20 protein-coding genes are annotated in these 20,709 nt (G+C 69.5%); 8 read left to right on the top strand and 12 right to left on the bottom strand.

Annotation, left to right across the window (positions count from 1 at the left end; genetic code table 11):
* The first annotated feature begins 45 nt into the window (after positions 1-45).
* The 3 genes from EAO76_RS33875 to EAO76_RS33885 all read left to right on the top strand — a co-directional run bounded on the left by EAO76_RS33875 (position 46) and on the right by EAO76_RS33885 (position 4,826).
* The gene (locus tag EAO76_RS33875; RefSeq protein WP_148839895.1) at positions 46-1,095 is read left to right on the top strand and encodes a 1-aminocyclopropane-1-carboxylate deaminase; all 1,050 of its coding nucleotides are present in this window, start codon (positions 46-48) and stop codon (positions 1,093-1,095) included.
* 187 nt (positions 1,096-1,282) lie between these two features.
* Positions 1,283-3,331, top strand: coding sequence for an APC family permease (locus tag EAO76_RS33880; RefSeq protein WP_148839897.1), 2,049 nt, complete (start codon positions 1,283-1,285; stop codon positions 3,329-3,331).
* A gap of 166 nt (positions 3,332-3,497) precedes the next feature.
* Positions 3,498-4,826 (top strand): class I SAM-dependent RNA methyltransferase, encoded by a 1,329-nt coding sequence (locus EAO76_RS33885; RefSeq protein WP_148839899.1) that lies wholly within the window; start codon positions 3,498-3,500, stop codon positions 4,824-4,826.
* A gap of 264 nt (positions 4,827-5,090) precedes the next feature.
* On the opposite strand, the gene EAO76_RS33890 is transcribed toward EAO76_RS33885, so the two are convergent.
* Positions 5,091-5,591 (bottom strand): very short patch repair endonuclease, encoded by a 501-nt coding sequence (locus EAO76_RS33890; RefSeq protein ID WP_262375927.1) that lies wholly within the window; start codon positions 5,589-5,591, stop codon positions 5,091-5,093.
* 747 nt (positions 5,592-6,338) lie between these two features.
* Between EAO76_RS33890 and EAO76_RS44930 the strand changes: the two genes are divergently transcribed.
* Positions 6,339-6,722, top strand: a complete 384-nt coding sequence (locus tag EAO76_RS44930) for a hypothetical protein (protein ID WP_187438875.1) — start codon at positions 6,339-6,341, stop codon at positions 6,720-6,722.
* Here EAO76_RS44930 and EAO76_RS33900 read toward each other — a convergent pair.
* Positions 6,709-7,836, bottom strand: coding sequence for a three-Cys-motif partner protein TcmP (locus EAO76_RS33900; RefSeq protein ID WP_121827697.1), 1,128 nt, complete (start codon positions 7,834-7,836; stop codon positions 6,709-6,711). The genes EAO76_RS44930 and EAO76_RS33900 overlap by 14 nt on opposite strands.
* A 104-nt stretch (positions 7,837-7,940) precedes the next feature.
* Positions 7,941-8,696 carry a DUF5131 family protein gene (locus EAO76_RS33905; protein ID WP_148839904.1) on the bottom strand — a complete coding sequence of 252 codons (756 nt, stop codon included), beginning with the start codon at positions 8,694-8,696 and terminating at the stop codon, positions 7,941-7,943.
* A 265-nt stretch (positions 8,697-8,961) separates the two neighbouring features.
* On the opposite strand from EAO76_RS33905, the gene EAO76_RS33910 reads away from it, so the two are divergent.
* Entirely contained in the window at positions 8,962-9,624 is a 663-nt protein-coding gene (locus EAO76_RS33910; RefSeq protein WP_148839906.1) for an HAD-IA family hydrolase, read from the top strand.
* A 110-nt stretch (positions 9,625-9,734) separates the two neighbouring features.
* Here the strand turns inward: EAO76_RS33910 and EAO76_RS33915 are convergent, their stop codons facing one another.
* The 8 genes from EAO76_RS33915 to EAO76_RS33950 are packed head-to-tail and all read right to left on the bottom strand — an operon-like array spanning position 9,735 to position 16,847.
* Positions 9,735-10,283: a histidine phosphatase family protein gene (locus EAO76_RS33915; protein ID WP_148839907.1), complete on the bottom strand. Its 549-nt coding sequence runs from the start codon at positions 10,281-10,283 to the stop codon at positions 9,735-9,737.
* On the bottom strand, positions 10,276-11,037 hold the full coding sequence (locus tag EAO76_RS33920) for an SDR family NAD(P)-dependent oxidoreductase (RefSeq protein ID WP_148839909.1): 762 nt from the start codon (positions 11,035-11,037) through the stop codon (positions 10,276-10,278). The genes EAO76_RS33915 and EAO76_RS33920 overlap by 8 nt, the downstream gene beginning before the upstream one ends.
* The gene (locus EAO76_RS33925; RefSeq protein WP_148839911.1) at positions 11,022-12,158 is read right to left on the bottom strand and encodes a hypothetical protein; all 1,137 of its coding nucleotides are present in this window, start codon (positions 12,156-12,158) and stop codon (positions 11,022-11,024) included. Before EAO76_RS33925 ends, EAO76_RS33920 begins: the two co-directional genes overlap by 16 nt.
* Entirely contained in the window at positions 12,155-13,312 is a 1,158-nt protein-coding gene (locus EAO76_RS33930) for a glycosyltransferase family 9 protein (protein ID WP_148839913.1), read from the bottom strand. The genes EAO76_RS33925 and EAO76_RS33930 overlap by 4 nt, the downstream gene beginning before the upstream one ends.
* On the bottom strand, positions 13,309-13,884 hold the full coding sequence (locus tag EAO76_RS33935) for a phosphoribosyltransferase (RefSeq protein WP_148839916.1): 576 nt from the start codon (positions 13,882-13,884) through the stop codon (positions 13,309-13,311). Before EAO76_RS33935 ends, EAO76_RS33930 begins: the two co-directional genes overlap by 4 nt.
* Positions 13,885-13,932: 48 nt before the next feature.
* A complete protein-coding gene (locus tag EAO76_RS33940; protein WP_148839918.1) occupies positions 13,933-15,732 on the bottom strand; it encodes a DUF4254 domain-containing protein in 1,800 nt (599 codons plus the stop codon).
* Positions 15,729-16,376, bottom strand: a complete 648-nt coding sequence (locus EAO76_RS33945; protein WP_148839920.1) for a hypothetical protein — start codon at positions 16,374-16,376, stop codon at positions 15,729-15,731. The genes EAO76_RS33940 and EAO76_RS33945 overlap by 4 nt, the downstream gene beginning before the upstream one ends.
* A gap of 3 nt (positions 16,377-16,379) precedes the next feature.
* Positions 16,380-16,847 carry an NUDIX domain-containing protein gene (locus EAO76_RS33950; RefSeq protein WP_148839922.1) on the bottom strand — a complete coding sequence of 156 codons (468 nt, stop codon included), beginning with the start codon at positions 16,845-16,847 and terminating at the stop codon, positions 16,380-16,382.
* A 274-nt stretch (positions 16,848-17,121) separates the two neighbouring features.
* Here EAO76_RS33950 and EAO76_RS33955 point away from each other — a divergent pair, with 274 nt between their 5' ends.
* Genes EAO76_RS33955 through EAO76_RS33965 form a run of 3 tightly spaced genes read left to right on the top strand, consistent with a single transcriptional unit; the run spans position 17,122 to position 19,709 of the window.
* Positions 17,122-18,195, top strand: a complete 1,074-nt coding sequence (locus tag EAO76_RS33955) for a DNA-binding transcriptional regulator (RefSeq protein WP_148840460.1) — start codon at positions 17,122-17,124, stop codon at positions 18,193-18,195.
* Between the two features lie 25 nt (positions 18,196-18,220).
* Positions 18,221-18,790 carry an isochorismatase family cysteine hydrolase gene (locus EAO76_RS33960; protein WP_148839924.1) on the top strand — a complete coding sequence of 190 codons (570 nt, stop codon included), beginning with the start codon at positions 18,221-18,223 and terminating at the stop codon, positions 18,788-18,790.
* Positions 18,791-18,794: 4 nt separating this feature from the next.
* Positions 18,795-19,709: an FAD-dependent oxidoreductase gene (locus tag EAO76_RS33965; RefSeq protein WP_148839926.1), complete on the top strand. Its 915-nt coding sequence runs from the start codon at positions 18,795-18,797 to the stop codon at positions 19,707-19,709.
* A 161-nt stretch (positions 19,710-19,870) separates the two neighbouring features.
* On the opposite strand, the gene EAO76_RS33970 is transcribed toward EAO76_RS33965, so the two are convergent.
* Positions 19,871-20,688 (bottom strand): IS5 family transposase gene (locus EAO76_RS33970; RefSeq protein WP_148839928.1). Its coding sequence is split into 2 segments (ribosomal slippage): positions 19,871-20,331 and positions 20,331-20,688, totalling 819 coding nucleotides; the frame shifts between segments, so codons are not numbered across the junction.
* Between the last annotated feature and the right edge of the window lie 21 nt (positions 20,689-20,709).

The raw sequence follows: 20,709 nt of genomic DNA on the forward strand, positions 1-20,709 counted from the left end.
GACCGAGGGAGCCCCGTGAACGCCGCATCGCCCACGCCCACGTCCATGCCCACACCCGAGCCCGCGCCCGCCTCCCTCTCCTCGTACGACCGCTACCCCCTGCTCTTCGGCCCCTCGCCGGTGCACCGCCTCGACCGGCTCACCGACCACCTCGGCGGCGCCGCGGTCTGGGCCAAGCGGGAGGACTGCAACTCCGGCATCGCCTACGGCGGCAACAAGACCCGCAAGCTCGAATACCTCGTGGCCGACGCCCTGGCCAAGGGCTGCGACACCCTCGTCTCCATCGGCGGCGTCCAGTCCAACCACACGCGCCAGGTCGCGGCGGTGGCCGCCCGTGCCGGCCTCAAGTGCGTACTGATCCAGGAGAGCTGGGTCGAGTGGCCCGACGCCGTCTACGACAAGGTCGGCAACATCCTCATCAGCCGTCTCGCCGGAGCCGACGTCCGGCTGGTGCGCGCCGGGTTCGGCATCGGCGTCAAGGAGAGCTGGGAACAGGCGCTGCGCGAGGTCGAGGAGGGCGGCGGCCGGCCGTACGCCATCCCCGCGGGCGCCTCCGACCACCCCCTGGGCGGGCTCGGCTTCGCCAACTGGGCGTACGAGGTCGCCGAGCAGGAGCGCGCGCTCGGCGTTTTCTTCGACACGGTGGTGGTCTGCTCGGTGACCGGCTCCACCCAAGCCGGCATGGTCGCGGGCTTCGCCGCGATCGAGGAGGCGGGCGGCCGTCCGCGGCGCGTCCTGGGCATCGACGCCTCCGCCGAACCCACTCGTACCCGCGAGCAGATCGCCCGGATCGCGGCCGGCACCGCCCGGCTCATCGGGGTGCGCCGGGAGATCACCGTCGACGACGTCGAACTGGACGAGCGCTACCACGCGGGCACGTACGGCATCCCCGACGACACCACCCTCGACGCGATGCGCCTCGCCGCCCGCACCGAGGGCATGGTCACCGACCCGGTGTACGAGGGGAAGTCGATGGCCGGGACCGTCGACCTGGTGGCGCGCGGCGAGATCGCCCGCGATTCCACCGTCCTCTACGCCCACCTCGGCGGTCAGCCCGCGCTCAACGGCTACAGCGCACTGTTCGCGGACGCCTGAGAGCGGGGCCGTACCGGCCGCATCCCGGGCACATTCCGGGCGCAAGGATTTCGTCAGTGAGGGCTTGCCCCCGGCGCAAGGATTTCGTTAAGGATTTCGCGGCTCCATCCGCCGAGCGCAGGAGATTGCGAGGCCACGCGCCCGACAGGTCCCGTGAGGCCCATACGGAACGCTTACGATCCTCAGCGTGTCCAAACTGACCGACGTGCCCAAACGGATCCTGATCGGGCGGGCGCTGCGCAGCGACAAGCTGGGAGAAACGCTCCTCCCCAAGCGCATCGCACTCCCCGTCTTCGCATCCGACCCGCTGTCCTCGGTGGCGTACGCGCCCGGAGAAGTCCTCCTGGTGCTCTCCATCGCGGGTGTGTCGGCCTACAGCTTCAGCCCCTGGATCGCGCTCGCCGTCGTGGTGCTGATGTTCACGGTCGTCGCCTCGTACCGGCAGAACGTGCACGCCTACCCGAGCGGTGGTGGCGACTACGAGGTCGCCACCACCAACCTCGGCCCCAAGGCCGGCCTGACCGTGGCCAGCGCACTGCTGGTCGACTACGTGCTGACCGTCGCCGTGTCGATCGCCTCCGGGGTGGAGAACCTCGGGTCGGCGATCCCGTTCGTCGTCGAGCACAAGACGATGTGCGCGATCGCGGCCATCGTGCTGCTGACACTGATGAACCTGCGCGGAGTCAAGGAGTCCGGCAAGCTCTTCGCCATCCCCACGTACCTCTTCGTGGCCGGCGTCTTCATCATGATCGCCTGGGGCGCGTTCCGGGGCCTGGTCCTCGACGACACCATGCACGCCCCGACCTCGGGCTACGAGATCAAGCCGGAGCACGAGGGGCTGGCCGGCTTCGCGCTGGTCTTCCTGCTGCTGCGGGCCTTCTCCTCCGGCTGCGCCGCCCTCACCGGCGTCGAGGCGATCAGCAACGGCGTGCCCGCCTTCCGCAAGCCGAAGAGCAAGAACGCCGCGACCACCCTCGCGATGATGGGCCTGCTGGCCGTCACCATGTTCTGCGGCATCATCGGCCTGGCCATGGCCACCGACGTGAAGATGGCGGAGAACCCGGCCAAGGACCTGATCGACCACGGTGTCCCGGTCGGTCCCGACTTCGTCCAGGACCCGGTGATCTCGCAGGTCGCGGCCGCCGTCTTCGGCGAGGGCACGTTCCTCTTCGTCGCCCTCGCGGCCGCCACCGCACTCGTCCTCTTCCTCGCCGCCAACACCGCGTACAACGGCTTCCCGCTGCTCGGCTCGATCCTCGCGCAGGACCGCTACCTGCCCCGGCAGCTCCACACCCGCGGAGACCGGCTCGCCTTCTCCAACGGCATCGTGCTGCTGGCCGGCGCGGCGATCCTGCTGACCTGGATCTACGGAGCGGATTCCACCCGCCTCATCCAGCTCTACATCGTCGGCGTGTTCGTCTCCTTCACCCTCAGCCAGACCGGCATGGTCCGGCACTGGAACCGCCACCTGGCGACGGAGAAGGACCCGGCCAAGCGCCGCCACATGGTGCGCTCCCGTGCGATCAACACCTTCGGGGCGTTCTTCACCGGCCTGGTGCTCGTCGTCGTGCTCGCCACCAAGTTCACCCACGGCGCCTGGGTCGCCCTGCTCGGCATGGTGATCTTCTACGGGACGATGACCGCGATCCGCCGGCACTACGACCGGGTCGCCGAGGAGATCGCCGCCGACGAGACCCCGTCCGACGAGACGATCCGGCCCTCCCGGGTCCACTCGATCGTCCTGGTCTCCAAACTCCACCGGCCCACGCTGCGCGCCCTCGCCTACGCCAAGCTGATCCGCTCCGACCGGCTGGAGGCGCTCTCCATCAGCGTCGATCCGTCCGAGACCAAGGCGCTCAAGGACGACTGGGAGCGGCGCGGCATCGACATCCCGCTGAAGATCCTCGACTCCCCGTACCGCGAGGTGACCCGCCCGGTCATCGACTACGTGAAGGGCCTGCGCCGGGAGAGCCCGCGTGACGTCGTGAGCGTGTACATCCCGGAGTACGTGGTCGGCCACTGGTACGAGCACCTCCTGCACAACCAGAGCGCCCTGCGCCTCAAGGGGCGGCTGCTGTTCACCCCGGGCGTGATGGTGACCTCCGTGCCGTACCAGCTGGAGTCCTCCGAGGCCGCCAAGAAGCGCGCCAGGAAGCGCGCCGAGTGGAACGCGCCGGGCTCGGTGCGCCGAGGCCCCGTGGAGCGCAGGCCCAAGGAACCCGGCAGCAAGGTCTGACCGCCCCTTTCCGCCGCCACGCGCGTTCCGCCCGTGTTCCGCTCGTGGTAAACGGCCGGACGACACCCACGTAGAATCGTAGGTTGTTGTCCGGCCGTTCCCCTTCGCCGTCCCGCCCCGTCGTTTCCCCTCACCGTTTCCTCTTGATCTCTGGAGCCACCCCCTCATGCAGAACGAACCCACGTCGTCGCTGGTCGGGGAGGAGTACGAGGTCGAGGTCGGACCCGTCGCACATGGCGGGCACTGCATCGCCCGTACCTCCGAGGGCCGGGTCCTGTTCGTACGGCACACGCTCCCCGGCGAGAAGGTCGTCGCCCGGGTCACCGAGGGCGGGAGCGACTCCCGCTTCCTGCGCGCCGACGCGGTCCGGATCGTCGAGGCGTCCAAGGACCGGGTCGAGGCGCCCTGCCCGTACGCCGGTCCCGGCAAGTGCGGCGGCTGCGACTGGCAGCACGCCAAGCCGGGCGCCCAGCGCCGCCTCAAGGGCGAGGTCATCGCCGAACAGCTCCAGCGCCTCGCGGGCCTCACCCCCGAGGAGGCGGGCTGGGACGGCACCGTCATGCCGGCCGAGGGCGACAAGCTCCCGGCGGGCGAGGTACCGGCCTGGCGCACCCGCGTCCAGTACGCCGTCGACGAGGACGGCCGGGCCGGCCTGCGCAAGCACCGCTCCCACGACGTGGAGCCCGTCGACCGCTGCCTGATCGCGGCCCCCGGCGTCACGGAGCTCGGCGTCGAGAAGCGGAACTGGCCGGGAATGGCCTCGGTGGAGGCCATCGCCGCCACCGGCTCCCACGACCGCCAGGTCATCCTCACCCCGCGCCCGGGTGCCCGGCTCCCGCTCGTCGAGCTGGACAAGCCGGTCTCCGTGATGCGCGTCGACGAACGCGACGGCGGCGTCCACCGGGTGCACGGCCGCGCCTTCGTCCGCGAACGCGCCGACGACCGCACCTACCGGGTCGGCTCCGGCGGCTTCTGGCAGGTCCACCCGCAGGCCGCCGACACCCTCGTCCGCGCCGTCATGCAGGGCCTGCTGCCCCGCAAGAACGACACCGCCCTCGACCTGTACTGCGGCGTCGGCCTGTTCGCCGGCGCCATCGGCCAGCGCATCGGCGAGAAGGGCGCCGTCCTCGGCATCGAATCCGGCAAGCGCGCCGTCGAGGACGCCCGGCACAACCTGAAGGACCTGGACCGGGTCCGCATCGAACACGGCAAGGTCGACCAGGTCCTCCCGCGCACGGGCATCACCGAATGCGACCTGATCGTCCTCGACCCGCCCCGCGCGGGCGCCGGCAAGGCAACGGTCGAGCACCTGTCCTCCCTGGGAGCCCGCCGCATCGCCTACGTCGCCTGCGACCCGGCCGCCCTGGCCCGCGACCTGGCGTACTTCCGGGACGGCGGCTACCGGGTACGGACGCTGAGGGCGTTCGACCTGTTCCCGATGACGCACCACGTGGAGTGCGTGGCGATCCTCGAACCGGCCGCAAAGGGCTCCTGACCTGCGGTTTCTCCCGTGCGCATTATGTGCGGTGTGGGCGTTACGGGCGATATCTTGACGCTGAAATGACGCTCGTGACGCTCATTTGACGCTCGTTCTGATGGGGTGTCAGGTCAGGGCTGGGTCGCCGAGGTCGCTCCCCTCCCTGTCCTGCTGACTACGCAAGGCGTCTTCTGCCTCCGCTGGGTGGCGCTGGGCGTCGTGGCGGCTTCCCTACGGCTGAGAGTTCCGTCCCGCGTGTGTGTGGACGCCGCACGCGCTCCTCTACGAGCCCTCGGTCGCCCGTTCCGGCGCGGGCGTCCAGGTGCTGATGGCCAGGGCGCGAGGATGCCCCCGGGTGGCGAGCGCCGCCGCCACCCGCTCGACCGCGCCGTCGACGGTCTCGTGTTCCCAGATGCGGAGGGGCAGCCAACCGATCAGCGTGAGGTGGGCATCGGTCTCCTCGTCGCGGCGGGCGTTGCCCCGAAGCTTCTGCCGCCACCACTCCGCGTTGTGCCGGGGCGCGTGCAGGTGGCTTGGGCAGGCGTGCCAGAAGCAGCCCTGTACGAACACGGCGGTGCGCCACTTCGTGAACGTGACGTCGGCGCGGCGACGCGGCATGCCGACGATCGGCAGGTCCACGCGGTAGCGGAAGCCCAATGAGTGCAGAGCCCGGCGAAGCGCAAGCTCCGGAGCCGTGTCCCGGCTTCGCTGAGCGACCATGACCCTCCGCGCGTTGGCATCGCGCGGCGCCGGGGTCCCCCTGCGGCGTTCCTGAATTCTCACGTCTGATCAACCATCGAGGTGTCTCGCCGTTACGGGCGTCGTACCGGTGATCCGCCCGGGCCGTTCACGACCGCCGCTCATGCTGCGACCGAACTCGGCATCGCCTTCCTTCCCGGTCTCACCGAGGGGTTGTAGGGCAGCGGTCGGACGTGACTGTGCGACGGGGAGGAGCAACGCGCCCTGCAACGGCAATGCCGACCGCGTCCGGGGGAGCCGTGCAGAGTACGACGGAGTCATCACGAGCGGCGGGTCGGTGAGCATGACGATCACCAGCGACGCCGAGCGTGGAGAGCGAGGACACAACGGCCAAAATACGCCGGACGGCCGCCCTGTCGGTACGGTCACCGCGTTCTACCGGGGCCAGACTCTCTGCCCTGGCTGGGGCAACCAGCTCCGATCCACACGATCACCCACGCCGCCTGTTCGGGAAGGGATATGAGGCCATGGAACGGGAGGCGACGGAGATCCTGCTGGCGTTGCGTCGGCTCGTCGCCGCGCCGGTCCCGGGTGCGTCCTGGCGGCTGCGCGCCTTCCTGCCGGCCTCGGGGCTCATCCGCGTCCGACTGGAAGATGACGTGTCCAGGGCCGTGCTGATCGAATTGCCCCACCGCCCTGGGGTCGCGCCTACATCGCTCGGCTTCTGGTGGTACGTGGGAGCACTGCGCGGCGCGGCCCGCTGGGTGGCCGACAACGGAGGCGGGCGCCCTCGATCTCGGCACGTTCCCAGCGGCCGGTGTCCTGCCCGACGTGGTGGAGGTCACGGCGGACGACGGTCTGGACTATGTGGTGGCCGACCTCGTCGGCGACCCGTACGGGCACGCCCCAGCAGCCGCGGTCGCCCCGGACCTCTACCACCTCGTCGGCTTCGACACGCGTCATCACGGGGTGGTGCGCCTCTACTGCGCGCTGCCCGAGCGGGGGTTCATCGGAATCGACGTCGGTACGACGGACCCCGAGTCAGGAACGTTCCGACCCGTGGGCTGGTGGGCCTCCACCAAGCTCATCGCGCTCCTCACCCGGAGGCGTCCGAAAGCCTTGATGCCCTCCGCGCTCCTGAGGCCGAAGGCCCCCACTGCAATGCTGTGTACGAGGCGACCTCGTGGTCCTGACACACGGCTCAGAAGAGGGTGAGGTGGTCCGCCTGGTTGGAAGGCTGAGGCGGCGCCACGTAGGGAACGACGACCGTTTCGGCTGTCACCCGGCGCGGAGTCGTGGTGACGGCTTTGGCATCACGCATGTCAGTGATCAGCTTGGTCACCTGGCTGGGCTTGTAGACGGTCTCCAGGAGGGTGAACGTCTTGAGTTCCGCCACGGTGAGGCCCTTGGGTGCCGCCGCGATGTGCTCCAGCAGGATCCGGCGAAGAGGACCTGTGTGGGGTTCGAGTTCGAGGGCAAGCTGCTGCTGCTCGGTGTCCTTGGGGTCGCGATAGCGGACCCCGTGGTCACGGTCGACGCTCCACATGGCCTCCTTCATCTTCTCCAGGCCGCGCTCATGGCGGGTTCCGAAGATCAAGTAGAGGACGTGGTTTCCCTCGTCGACCATCTCGAAGAAGAGCGTGTGGGTGAAGCCGGCTCGACGAAGGCTTTCCCGGTACTGGTCGCGGAGGAAAGTGAACTTTTCGTTCGACGGTTGATCGAACACGGCGTGCCACTCGGTGCCTCCGAAGGCAGCGTCCCCTGCCCTCCTGTGGTTCTCGTTGGCCTTGGCGAACCGGGTGAGGAAGGCCGGTTGGAAGGTGACCATCACTTCCGTGCTGCGGTGCTTCCCGAGTTCCTGCAGCAGACTGAACGGGATGTCAGGGCCGCCGTAGCTGTCGAGGAGGACGAAGAGCGGCTTGCCCAGGCAGCCCTGGAGGCGAAGTTGTTCGAGCAGTGTGGGGTGGCACTCGCCGCAGTGCGTGTTCACATGGAGGCGTCGGCTGATGTCGTCCGAGTGGGGTCCGCGGGCCTTGTCGAGTTGATTCCGCAGCTCGGATTCCCGCCGCTCGTCACCCTCGACCAGCACCATGCGGATGCGTCCGGAGCGGTGTTGTAGCGCCTTGGCGAAGGCTTCGAGCGCAACCACAGGTGAGCCTGGCTCGCCCTGCGAGTACACGCCGGGGCCGGAAAAGCCCTCTGCGTAGGTAATGGTGGCATGGCGCGACAAGAGAATGGGAGCCCAGGGCTCGAGGTACTTCCTCAGCAGGTTGTGCTTCGCTGCCGTATGCGGGTCTCTGTCCCACAGGACGGTCCTGGGTACCGCCATACCGTGCTCCCCCCACCCCTGGTGATTACAGACTTGGGGCAGAGGATCACACGGTGTGTCCGCCAGCGTCAGTAACTCGGTCGGGATTGGCTAATATTCGGCTGTCAGGAAGCCAGGACCGGAACCCGTTCCGGCATCTCGCTCCAGATCTGGCCTTCGAGTTCGCGGCCGCCGGCCTTGGGAGTGCGCCCGCCCCACTGCTTGAAGAAGAAGGGCACCCCGGCTGCACTGCACAGGTCACGGATGTCGATCAGCCACTCCTCCTCGACCGGCCGATGACCTGGTCCGGACTCTCCTCCGGCGATCACCCATCCGATGCCATCGAGATTCAATCCGTTGAGCGGCCCCAGAAGAGGCTCGCACGACAGAAACCGAACGGCCGCCGGGACTGTCCGCAAATTGTCTACTCGATCGAGTTGATCCCTGTTCTCGACGGACACGCCCATCCACAGGTTGGGGGGCCAGTCCAGACGATCTGCGATCCGACGCAGGCGGAGGCTCCGCTTGGTCAACAGTTGGTAGGTGTGCTGGGGGGTCGAGGCGATCACCTCGAAGACCTGCCGCACGAAGTCAAGCGGCACCCGGGCATGGAAGAGGTCGCTCATCGAGTTCACGAAGACCATGCGCGGCGCCTTCCACTGCAGGGGAACATCGAGGGCGTCCGGGTGGATGGTGAGCCCGAAACCTGGTCCGGATGTTCGGGGGTCGCCATCGTTCTGGTACTTCGAGGCGCCCATCAGTTTCAACCGACGGGAGAGCGTCAGCGCATAGCAGTTGTCGCACCCGGGCGTGACACGGTCGCATCCAGTTGTCGGATTCCAGGTGGCCTCGGTCCACTCAATGGCGCTTCGGTCACTCATGCCTGCCCTCCCTGGGTGAAGCGGCGAGCAGCACCTCACGTGCGCAACGTGCGCTTCGATGACTTGCACAACGAGTGGCGCGCCGAACTGGCACGCGACGGGCCCATCATTCACGGACCGCGGGCGCCCCGCATAGTGGTTCACCTCGATAGCTGGCCGAAAACTCCTTGGTGCAGGGAGAGTTGCGGCTAGCGCGGGGAGTCCTTTGCCTCAGGCGCAGGAGGTCTCCGCCCCCGCTACCCGTTGCGAAAGGAGCGGTTACTCCATGTTGCACAGCACCGGCGTCCCGCACGCGTATGAGCACCGCGGTTTGATCCTCGACTTTGCTGGGGTGCTCACCGCCAGCCCCACGGAGGTCCACCGGGCATGGTGCGTGTCTGAGGGGCTGAAGCCAGGAGCATGGCGTACCACCCTCAACGATCACCCCGAAGGTCGGCGCCTTTACACGGCGCTGGAGATTGGGGATATGAGGCAAGCCGAGTGGAACGAGAAGACGGCTGCCCTGCTGGGCCAGCACGTCGATCCGGCGAACCTGATGGGGCGGGCCTGGGCCGAGGTGCCTCCTGCACGGCGGATGATGGCTCTGGCGCGTGCCGCGCGGGCTGCTGGTCACCGACTGGCGTTGCTCTCGAACAGCTTCGGTCTCGACCCGTTCGACCCCTACGAGCACATCGGGATCTGGGACTTGTTCGACGTGCACGTCGTCTCAGAGTTGGAGGGACTGGCGAAGCCGGATCCGGCGATCTACCGCTTGACCCTGGAACGGATGGGGTTGCCCGCAGAGCAGTGCGTGTTCGCGGACGACCATGAGGCGAACCTTTCGCCCGCCGCCGAACTGGGCATTGCCACCGTCCACGTAACCGATGAGGACACCGCTGTCGCTGCGCTGGAGGCTCTCCTCGGTGTCACGGCGGTTCTCACCCCGTGAGCCCTGTAGAAGCTTGAACGCAGGCTGTCTGCCTCAGCAGTCACCGAGGCTTGGACCGGGGTTTGATCATGCGGATGTTCTGGAGCACGCCGACGGCGCTTGCTCGCGGATCAGAGTAGTCGGCGTTCGGCGAACTGCCATGGGCTTCTTGCGGCGGTGATGAAGGCGGCGGGGCCTTCTGAGAGGTGGGTGAGGACGCCGAGGAGGAGGGTGTGGGAGACGGCCAGAAGGGGGCCGTGGCGGCCGGCGGTGTGGTGGAGGAAGGTGGCGCAGTGGCGGGCGCGGGTGTGGAGGTCGGTGAGGCTTTCGCCGTCTTCGCAGCGTAGGGAGGGGTTGGCGAGGCGGCGGGCTCGCCAGGCGCGGTAGGCCGGTGGGTAGGTCTCGGCGGTGCGGCCGAGGACGATGCTTGGAGCGCGCCATTCGGCGAGGAGGCCGGAGGTGGCCACGATCGGCAGGCCCGTGAGGTGCGAGACGAGGGTTGCGGTCTGACGGGCACGGGGGATCGGGCTGGTGACGATCGCGGTGATGCCCTCGGGGAGGGGGAGAGAGCGGCGTACCTGGTCGCGGCCCTCCTGCGTGAGGGTGGCCTCGTGCGGGGCGTGGTGGCCGGGGCGGTGGCCTTCGTAGGCGCCGTGGCGCATGAGCCAGATGTCAGCCAAGGATCCAGCCTCCGTCGACGCGCAGGGTCTGGCCGGTGATGAAGTCGGCGTCGTTGGTGGCGAGGAAGGAGACGGCGGCTGCGACGTCGTCTGGGCGGCCTCGGCGCTGGACGCATTGGCGGGCGAGCTGGCGGGCGGTCATGGCTTCCGGGTCGTCGACGACGGTGTCCTCGGCTGGGACGCGGATGGAGCCCGGGGCGACGCAGTTGGCGGTGATGCTGGCGGGGCCGAGTTCACGGGCGAGGGCGCGGGTGAGTCCTTCGAGGCCGGCCTTGGCGCTGATGTAGCCGGCGAGGTCGTGGCGGCCCGCCGTGGCGAGGACGGAGCCGATGGTGATGATCCGGCCCCAGCCGGCGGCCGTCATGGCGGGGGTGAGCTCGTGGGCGAGGAGGTAGTGGCTGGTCAGGTTGGTGACCAGGGCGTCGTCCCAGTGGGTCGGCGTCGTCTCCGGCCACGGGCGGCGGGGGTAGGCGCCGGCGTTGCTGACCAGGATGTCGACCGTGCCGAGTGCGTCGTGGACTTGGTGGCAGAGGGCGCGTACGGCCTCGTCCTCGCGGAGGTCGGCTTCCAAGGGGACGGCGGTGCCTCTGCTGTCGGTGATGTGGGCGGTGAGTTCGGCTGCGGCCTGGTCGTCAGTGAAGTGGGCGAGGGCGACGTTCGCGCCGTCGGCGGCGAGGCGGCGGGCGATGGCCGAGCCGAGGCCGCCGGTGGCTCCGGTGACCAGGGCGGTGCGGCCGTTCAGGGGGCCGGGCATGGCGACTCCAGCGGGCAGAAGTAGGTGGTCGGGTCGAACGTGGGGCTCATGGCCTCGGCGAGCCGGGCAAGGAGGGCGAGCCGGTCCTTGGGGGCCAGGTCGGCCAGGTTGTAGACGCCGAGGATGCGCATGGCCAGGTAGGGGCGGAGCAGGTTCGCCAGGTTCGCGCCGGGCCAGAGGCGGTCGGCGACCGGCTGTACGAGCTGGTTCCAGTACGCGGTCAAGGCGGTTCGTCGGGGAGCCGAGAGGCGCGGGGTGTAGTCGATGTGGATGGTGCTTGTGGTGTGGTCGATGTCCGCTCGCCGGAGCTCGGGGGCGTTGGCCGGGATGTGGGCGAAGGTGGCGGGGTGGTCGGCGAAGGCGGTCGGGTTGTACGTGGGGACGAGCCAGCCGCCGAGGGTGGAGGCGTACCAGAGGAAGTTGGCGAACTCGCCGGGGATGCTGTTCAGCCCTGCGGTGTCGTAGTCGAACCAGGCGAGCGGGTGTGCGAGGTTGACGTCGGTGGGGTCGCCCTGGGTGAGGGCGGCCCAGACCGGTTCGGCCTTGGCGAAATGGGCGCGGAGCCAGCGGAGGGTGGCCGCCCAGTCCAGGTGGTGCCGACGGCCGTTGATGTTCAGGGTGTACGTGTCGAGGCGGGAGACCGGGACGTCGATGAGTCCGTCGGCGATCAGGAAGTCCTTGCCGGCGTAGTACGTGTCGAGTCGGCCGCCGGGTGCCGCGCGGTCCCAGTACAGCTTGCGGACGACGTGCGCCGGATCGGTCGGCCAGGCCGTGGCGAGGATGACCTCGCGGTATGCGGCTGTGAGCCGGTCCATGTAGGTGTGGAGGTCACTGCTTGGCTCGTCCGCGTTGAGGAGGTCGAGCAGGAGGCCCTTGTCGGTGCCGCCGGCAAGGCGTTCGTACGCGAGGAGGTGCCCGCCCGGTACGCGCAGGTGGGCGTGAAGGGTGGGGACGCGGTAGTGCCGGGCCAGGCGGGTATGGCCGCGGATCTCCTCGCGGGCCTCGGCCGGGTTCCGGGTGTACTTCAGAAGCAGTGGGCGGCCGAGGAGGTCGACGGGGCAGAGCAGATTGCGGGTGAAGCGCCGTACCGGACCGAGCCGGAGGAGAGGCCGGATGGTCATGGCCTCACCCCGTCGAGGAGTTCCAGGCCGACCTGGGCCAGTGCGGTGGGTGGGAAGGCATCCATGTGCACATCCGTGTCCGGGGCGATGGCATCGCGGACGGGGCAGAGGTCACCCTGGTGCATGCGGTCGGACAGGTCGGTGGCGACGGCGTGGTGGTGCGACAGGCCGGTGCGCCACTTGCTGTGGCTGTGGCGCGCGTACAGACCGATGGTCGGCGGGCCGCTGTACTCCCTGCCGCGCGCCATCGCGGCGAGGTGGGTGAGGCCGGTGTCGTTGCCGACGATCAGGTGACAGTGCGGGAAGAGGTCGACGAGGTGGTCGGCTGGCATCCCGTCGAGGCGGAGCACTTGCACATGGCGTCTGGGAGCCTCCGCCGTGATGCGCAGGCCGTCGCCCGGGTTGCCGCCGATGAGCAGCAACCGGGCCTGGGTCTGCTGGGCCTCGGCGATGTGCTCGGCCAGGGTGATGTAGCGCTGGGCGGTGTAGTCCTTGCGCTCCGGCCAGCTGGTGGCGGTGATGGCGGCAATGTTCAGGTCGCCCAGCCAGCCCACCGAGCGCAGTTCCTCCACGAGGTTGTTCGGACCGGTCGCGAAAGTGGGAACGAAGGGGGCCATGGCGGGCAGGCGGATGCCGAGGCGGCGCTCCATCGCCAGGTAGTGGCGGGCGGGCAGGTCCGGGTGGGCGCGTCCGTCGGTTGACCAGCAGGGCGGGGCTGCTGGGTCGAGCACCAGGCTCACCGCTGCCGTCGAGCCCTGTGCCTCGCCCCCTGCGCGGTCTCCGATCACGGCCTGCCAGTCGCTGGGCACGGTGGTCTGGGGGCGCGGGATCAGCCCGGTGCGGGCGATCAGCCCCGCGTACGGACCCACTGTCCGGACGGTCACGCGAACCGAGCGCAGCCGCAGCCAGTCGAGGACCGCGCGTACCCCCGACAGCGCGAGGAGGGTGTCGCCGAGCTTCCCCTCGAAAGCCACCACGACCTCGCCACACCCGCTCAGGCGTTGGACGAGCTCGGTGGAGGCGGCGAGCGGGAGCGGTGCGCCGATGGGAATGCCGTCTCGGTCGTACCCGAGTGGGGTGGTGTGGACGGCCTCGGCGGGGACGACCTGGGAACCGGGGTGGAACCGGATCCCCGCCGGGGCGACCGTGGTCATACCGCGCCCTTGATTGTGGTGAGCGAGACCAGTGGCAGGCCGAGGCCGGTGAGCAGGTCGCGGGCTCCGCGGGTGGTGTCCTCCACCAGGCAGGCCGCTGCCAGCGGGACGGCGCCGACCTCGCGGAGGCGGCGGGTGAGGTCGGCCAGGGTCCGGCCGGTGGTGATCTCATCGTCGACGATGACGATCTGCTGGCCAGGGGCGATGCCGTACGCGAAGACGTCGGTGCGCATCGCGTGGGGCTCGCTGAAGCGGACCGCGCCGTCGAGGGGGAGGTGGAGCTTCCAGGCGATCTTGTACGGGAGGTGGGCGGCGCCGGCGAGAGAGACGGTCGGCAGGATGCCGCCGGCGTCCAGGCCGAGGAGGAAGTCCACGGAGTCCAGTCCGTTTGGCACCTGCTCCTGGAGCAGACACCACAGGTCGGCCCCGGTGCGGGCCAGGGTGTCGGGGTGGACCGGGTGCTCCAGGCCGTCCAAGGAGTGGATGACGCGCTCGCGGCGGCTCGTGGCTCCGACGCTGAGGCGCTCGACGATCCGGGCGGAGAACGAGGGCGCGGTGATGGTTTTGGGCATGGCGAAGCTCCTGTCGGACGGAGAAAAGGGGAGGGAAGGGAAGGCCGTTCAGGCGGCGAGCTGGGAGGCGTACCAGGTGAGGAGCTGATCGACGGCCGTGGTGACGGGCTTGAGGACGATCTCGGCGTCGCCGTCGCGCCAGGCACTGGCAATTTCGGCCAGGGAGGGCACCGACACAGCGGGCAGGCCCGGCATGCGGGAGGCCGCGGTGAGGATCCGGTCGGGACCGGACTCCCACTGGTTGTGCTCGCGCAGGAGGAGGCGGCAGGCGAGTACGAGGTGCTTGTAGAGCTGCCGCAGGGTGGCCGGCCCCGCGTCGGTGCGCAGGCGGCGCATGGTCAGGACGACTTGGGGGAGTTCGCGGACGGCGGCGAATGCGAGCTCGTCTCGGCCGATCGTCGGCAGTTCGAGGTTGGGTGCGGTGTGCAGGACGGGGCTGCCCTGCTGGAGTTGGTGGAGAGCGAAGGCCAGGCGCGGGGTGAGGCGCCGGGCGGTCAGTTCGCCGGGTGTGACGAGGGTGGGGCCGAGGGAGGCCGCACCGCCCAGGGCGGTCCGGTACTGCTCCAGGGCCTCGTGGACCCGCCCGATGGCCTCGTGTTCGGCGATCACGAGAAGGTCCAGGTCGGACCAGCCGGCGATCCAGCTGCCCTCGCCGGGGCTGCCGGTCAGGGCGGCGAGCCGTACGCCGGGGCCGTATGCCCGTACCGCGTCGGTGAAGTCGGCCGTCGCCGAGGCGACGGCGGCCGACAGGTCGAGCCCGTACGGGGTGGCCACGCGCAGCGCTGTGGCGGCGGGCGGGGCGGCGATGCGCAGGAGCCGGGCGCGGAGGGAGACGATGCTACCGGTGTTGTCGATCATGTGGTCGGCGAGTGCGGCGACCTGGTGGGCGCCGCGGCTCATCTTGATCTCGTCCTTCGCTGCGACGGCCTGGGTCGTAGTGCCGGATCGCTCGACGCGTACGGCGAAGGAGGCGTCCAGGTAGACGATCTGGAGCGTGTCGCCCATGAGCTGCTTGAGCTCGGCGATCGAGGCGTCGTCGTGGACGGACTCGATGGTGAACAGCCTCATGTCGACGTGCGCGTCCGCGAAGCGGTTCAGCTCGCCGAGCAGCAGCTCGGCCTGCCGACGGGCCGACAGCGCGTACGGGTCCGCGAGGCCCTCCCGGTGGGCCGCCTGCCGCAGCAGGAAGCCGATCTTGAGACGCTGGGCACCGCACGTGCGCTGGACGAACTCGGCACTGGTGCTCTTGCCGCACTCGCTCAACCCGCCGAAGGCGAGAACCCTGCGCAGGTGCCGACTCGGCTTGATCTCCGCGGGGGCGGCGTCGTCCCGCCCGTACAGCTTGAAGCGGGCTGGTACGGGAAGCCGACGGCGGCCGGCCACGGCATCGGAGACCAGCGCGTCGAGGGCGGCGCACAGCTCCTCCCGCTGGCCGTGGAGGGTGGGGACGCGCCGGAGGGCCAGCTCGTCCCGGGCCGCCGCCCGTTCGCTGTGCCAGATCCGCAGAGTCAATACCGACAAGCGGTCGACGACGGATGCGAGCGTCTCGGTGTGCAGCGGCGCGTCGGCGCGGCCCGCGTCCGCCAGCGAGCCGAGGACCTCGTCGGCCCGCTCGGCGAGCGCATTGCGCTCGGCGTTGAGCTGGTCGATCTCCCGCTTGCAGTCGGCGACCTGGGTGGCGGGAAGCAAGGCGCTGCGCACCCGGTCCTCGGTATCCCACAGGCGCCCGTTGACGGTATGGAGCCGGGTGACGGTGTTGTCCAGGCGGTGCCGGTCCTTGTTCTGGAGTGTGGCGATGGCGCGGGCCAGACCCGGCGGCAGGACAAGGGGCGGGGAGTTCTGGGTCATCGGGGACTCCCGTCGGCGAGTCGTGGAAGGCCGACGTGGCCGAGTACGTCGGCGTGGATGTCGTCCAGCGAGCGGCCCTCGCAGTCCACGACCGTGGTGTACACGCCATGGTCGACCTGGTGAAGCAGGACCGCGTGCAGCGTCTTCTGATAGGCCGGGTACACCCCGGTCCAGGGGCGGCCCTCGCGGACGCTCGTAATGGCGTAGCTGCGTTCGGAGTTGAGGGACGGCAGCAGGAGGATCGAGGTCTCCGGTGCGGTGGCTCGCGAACCGGCGATGCCCGTCACGGTCTTCACCGCTTCGTCGACCGTTAGCCCGTCCTTGACCACGCAAGTCGCGGTGGCCACGGCGAGGAGCATGGGCAGGCCCCGGTCGAGCAGGCCCGTGCGCCCGGCCGCGCGGGCGGCGGCCCGCTTGGCGTGACCGGCGAGCAGCATCTCGGTCAGCTCGACGGTCGTGGACGTCTCGAACCACCACTGGGCATAGTCGTCGGCCGCCACCCGTGCCCATGGCTCGGGGTCGTGCTCGTGGACCGACCCCAGCGGCTGGAAGCCGTCCCAGCACCCGGCTAGCCGCACCAGGTGGGTTGTCTTACCCGCGTTGTCAGGGCCGTTGAGGCTGACGAAGTCCGGGACCTGCGCCATTGCTCACGCCTCGCGGATCGGAGTGTCGAGGACGGAGACGATCGCGTCCGTGTTCGCGGCGATGAAGTCGGCGAGCTGCGGCGGCATCAGGTTCAGCTCGCGGACGGCCTCGGCGGTGAACGGCACGCGGACCACCTCGTACCCGCCCCGCTCCGGCTTGGAGAACTCCGTCCCCGTCCGCGCGGCCAGGTCCATCGACTCCAGGCGCGCGGCGAAGATGTGCTGCACGCCGACGCCGCCCTCCAGTTCGTCGGTGATCAGGTGGACCAGCTCGGCGCGCTCCAGCTTGCCGCCCAGCTCCTCGAACACCTCTCGGTGCAGGGCTGCCTCAATGGTTGCGTCGTCCTCCTCGACCCCTCCGCCGACCGACACCCAGTACGGCTCCCTCCCGGGCTTGGTGCGCTTGATCAGGATCAGCTCGTCGCCGTCGAGGAGGATGGCGCGGGCGTTGCGCTTGACGATGTCGGTCATGCCGCTTGCTCCTTCAGGTGGTGGTACAGGAGAGAACGGGCGGGGGCCGCCTGGTCGCGGTCGGCACCTCCCCGGCTCGGTGAACTCAGCATGGTGCAGGTCGGTGACGGGGTGTGACGTAGACGTGCTGCAGCAATGCCGCACCACTGCTGAACAAGGCTGGCTACGCTGGCCGTTTCGGCGTTCCACCGGGTGACGGACAGGGGGTACGACGGTGGTCACGGTGCAGCGATGGTCCGGCCGGGAAGCCCGGCTGTTACGCGACGCCCTGCGCATGAGCCTGCGGGACTTCGCCGCCTACTTGGGCGTGAGCGACCGGACCGTGTCGAACTGGGAAGGTGGCGGGGCGAGTTACCAGCCCCGTGGTGAATCCCAGGCCGTCCTCGACACCGCGCTCGGCCGCGCGCCGGACGACGCGAAGGCGCGGTTCGCCGCAGCATTCGGAGCGAACGACGCCGCTCCACCCGTCACAGGCCGGATCGGAGTCGACTCCCACAAGTTCCTGCCGGTCTTCATCGGTGCCGAGCGCGCCGACCGGCTCCGCGCGCACATGACGCCGAGCGCGGGCAGCCAGTGGCTGGAGTCCTCCTCGGCCCGCGTGGACCACCCCGAAGCGCAGGACTGCGTTCTGCACGTCTTCGCGTGCGGGGCCGCCGTCTTCCATCTCGTCCAACCGCACGAGCCTCCCGCGCTCACCGACCTCGCCGTCTGGCGCTACCGCTCGTACGCCTCCGACCTGCCCTGGGCGCGGAACAAGCTCCGCGACCTCATGGACGAGGACCACGACCGCGTCCCCAACCCCGAGTACGTCCTCTCCCTGTACTGGCTCACTTCCGCACCCTGGACCGGAGACGCCTACGACACCGCCCTGCGCCTGCTGTCCACACCCTCGGTCTTGGTCGACCGCGGAGCCCCAGGCGGGCCCGCACCCCTGGACGGCACGGTCGAGGCATCGCTCCTCGCCACCGGCTTCGACCACCCGGACATCGTGTCCTTCGGCGTACGGGGAGTCTCCACCGGCTACGCCGGCTGGTCCGGCGTCGCCTACGCCTCCCACTCCCGCGAGCGCGGCCTCACCATCGACGAGCTGGTCGCCTGCGAGCTGACCGTCCAGGCCCTGTGGTGCTTCACCCGCCAGGTCCAGCAGATGATCGAGGACGGCCAGGACCCCTCCATGCCCGAGCAGTACGGCTGGCGCTTCCTGCGCGCCGCCACCTCCCGGCTCACCACCGCCCGCGCCCAGGAGACCGCGCAACACGTCCTCATGCGGGAGGCCATCATGAAGACCAGCGGACTGGCCGAACGGCTGCGCGCCGCACAGGACGCTCTGCGCGAGAGCGTCGGCTGAGAACCCTGGGCAGGAGAGATACCGGATGGACATCAGCAGCGCCGCGCTGGTCGTGATCGACATGCAGAACGGCTTCGTGAACCACCACAGCCGCCACGCCGTGCCCGCAGTCTCCAGCCTGGTCGCCCAGTGGTCCGCCGCCGGCCGACCCGTGATCTTCACCCGGTACTTCAACTATCCGGACAGCCCCTACGAGCGCTTCTTCCAGTGGCACCGGCTCCAGAAAGCGCCCGAGACCGACATAGTCCCCGAGCTCGCCGAGGCTGCCGCCCACGCACACACGGTCATTGACAAGACCGGGTACACGCTCCTCACCCCGGAAGCCGCCGAACTGATCCGCCGGGCCGGCTGGACCGACCTCGTCTTCTGCGGGATCGCCACCGAGAGCTGCGTCCTGAAGTCCGCCGCCGACGCCTTCGAACACGGCTACGCACCCTGGATCGTCACCGACGCCTGCGCCACCGACGCCGGCCCCGACGTCCACGACGCCGGCCTCCTCGTCGCCCGCCGCCTGATCGGAACCGGCCAACTCGTCACCACCGACCACGTGATCGGCCAACTCACTGCGTACGTCGGGGCCCCGGTGCTGGAATAGCCCCATGGCCGAAACGCTGTACGACACTGACCTGATCATCATCGGCGGCGGCCCGGCCGGCTGTGCSGCSGCCCGRARGGCSGCSAGCGTSGGCATGSGCTCGATCCTGATCGAGCCGGACSSSCTGTGCCGCAACCTSTACCGGATCCCGGCSCTGYACAACGTCCTCGGCGGCTACACCAGCGGCCCCGAGCTCGCCGACTCCATTGTCGCGGAACTGAAGAGCACGGAGCTGTGCAGCCTCGAACTCGGCCGACACATCACCGAACTCCGCGCCGACGACGACCAGGTGACCGCCACGGTCGACACCGGCACCCGCCTCACCGCCCCGTACGCCATCGTCGCCACCGGCGTCGGCCCCCTTCAGCCCCGCGACGCCACCTGGATCACCGCCCCCGACGGCCTGAACCTGCCCCCGCTCTGGCAGGCCGAGGCGGACGATGCCGAAGGCCACACCCTCCTCGTCCTCGGCGGCGACCGCCCGATCGGCACCTTCCTGCGCGCCAACCCGACCACCGACACGCGTCTGCTCGTGGCGTACCCGGCGGCGGACGAATACAAGATCGAGGAGATTCGCGAGGACCCCCGCGTCACCCTCCTCCCCGTCGAGCACCTGACACTGAGCTACGGAGAAGGCGCCTCGGTGTCAGCGGAAGCGGTGGGCCAGGACGGTGCCCGGCGGACGGTCACGGCGGACGCCGCCTACCTCAGCATCGGAAACGCGCCCACCGCCCCGTCCGGAGACCTGACTCGTGGCGCGGACGGATACTGCCCGCCCACCGACCAGCACCCTCGTGTCATCGTGGCCGGCGACCTCCGTTCCGCCCGCTTTCAGCGGATCATGACTGCCTTGGGCTCCGGCAGCGAGGCTGCACTGCACGCTTACTATGCGGCCAGGGAACTTCTCGCCAAGGGCTGAGACCACGTCGGCGGGATGCGGCCACGACGGCACTCAGAAGGGAAGCTCCGCGATCAGTGAGGCCGAGGTGACGATCGGGCGGGAGCAGGAGATATCGAGGTACGGCATCTTGGGACGGACCGGTTCACTTCCCACTTCAGCGGCAGATCTAAGACCGTGTCCTATGTGGTGAGTCGGACCAGTCGTTTGTAGCAGCAGATGGCGGCGGCGAGGCCGAGGAAGGCCAGGTAGTTGCGGGGGTGGCGTTCGTAGCGGTGGTTGAGTCTGCGGTAGCCGGTCAGCCACGACATGGTGCGCTCGATGACCCATCTGCGGCGTCCGAGCCGTTCGCTGGATTTGATTCCCTTGCGGGCGATGCGGACGCCGATCCGTTTCCCGCGGAGCCATTTCCGCAGGTCGGGGATGTCGTATGCCTTGTCGGCGTGGAGCTTGCGGGGTTTGTAGTGCCAGCCGCGGTGGGGGTCGTGTCTCGTTTGGAGACCGGCCACCATGGGCTTCAGGCCGTGGCTGTCGTGGGTGTTGGCGGCGGAGATGCCGACGACCAGGGGCAGTCCGTTCGCGTCCGGCAGGACGTGCATCTTGGAACCCGGTTTGCCCCGGTCCACGGGGCTGGGGCCTGTGAGTCCGCCCCTTTTTTGGCCCGTACGTGAGCGGAGTCGAGGACCACGCGGGTCACGTCGAGCAGGCCGCACTCGTCGATGCGGTCGAGCACCGCCTCGTGCAGCCGGCCCCAGACACCGGCCCTGGACCAGATGACGAAGCGCCGGTGGGCGGTCGACTTCGAGATCCCGAAGCACGGCGGCAGGGCCCGCCAGGCACACCCGCTCACCAGCACGTAGACGATCGCCGCGAACAGCGTCTCATCAGGCGTGTCCTGCGTCCCGCCGCCCTGCGGACGCACCCTCGACGGCGGGATCAGCGGCTTCGCGATCTCCCACAGCCCGTCCGGAACAATCCAACTCCACGTATCCCGCCCCATGAACAGCCCAACGAGCAATCA

The organism is Streptomyces sp. sk2.1 (assembly GCF_008120935.1).
Lineage (GTDB): Bacteria > Actinomycetota > Actinomycetes > Streptomycetales > Streptomycetaceae > Streptomyces.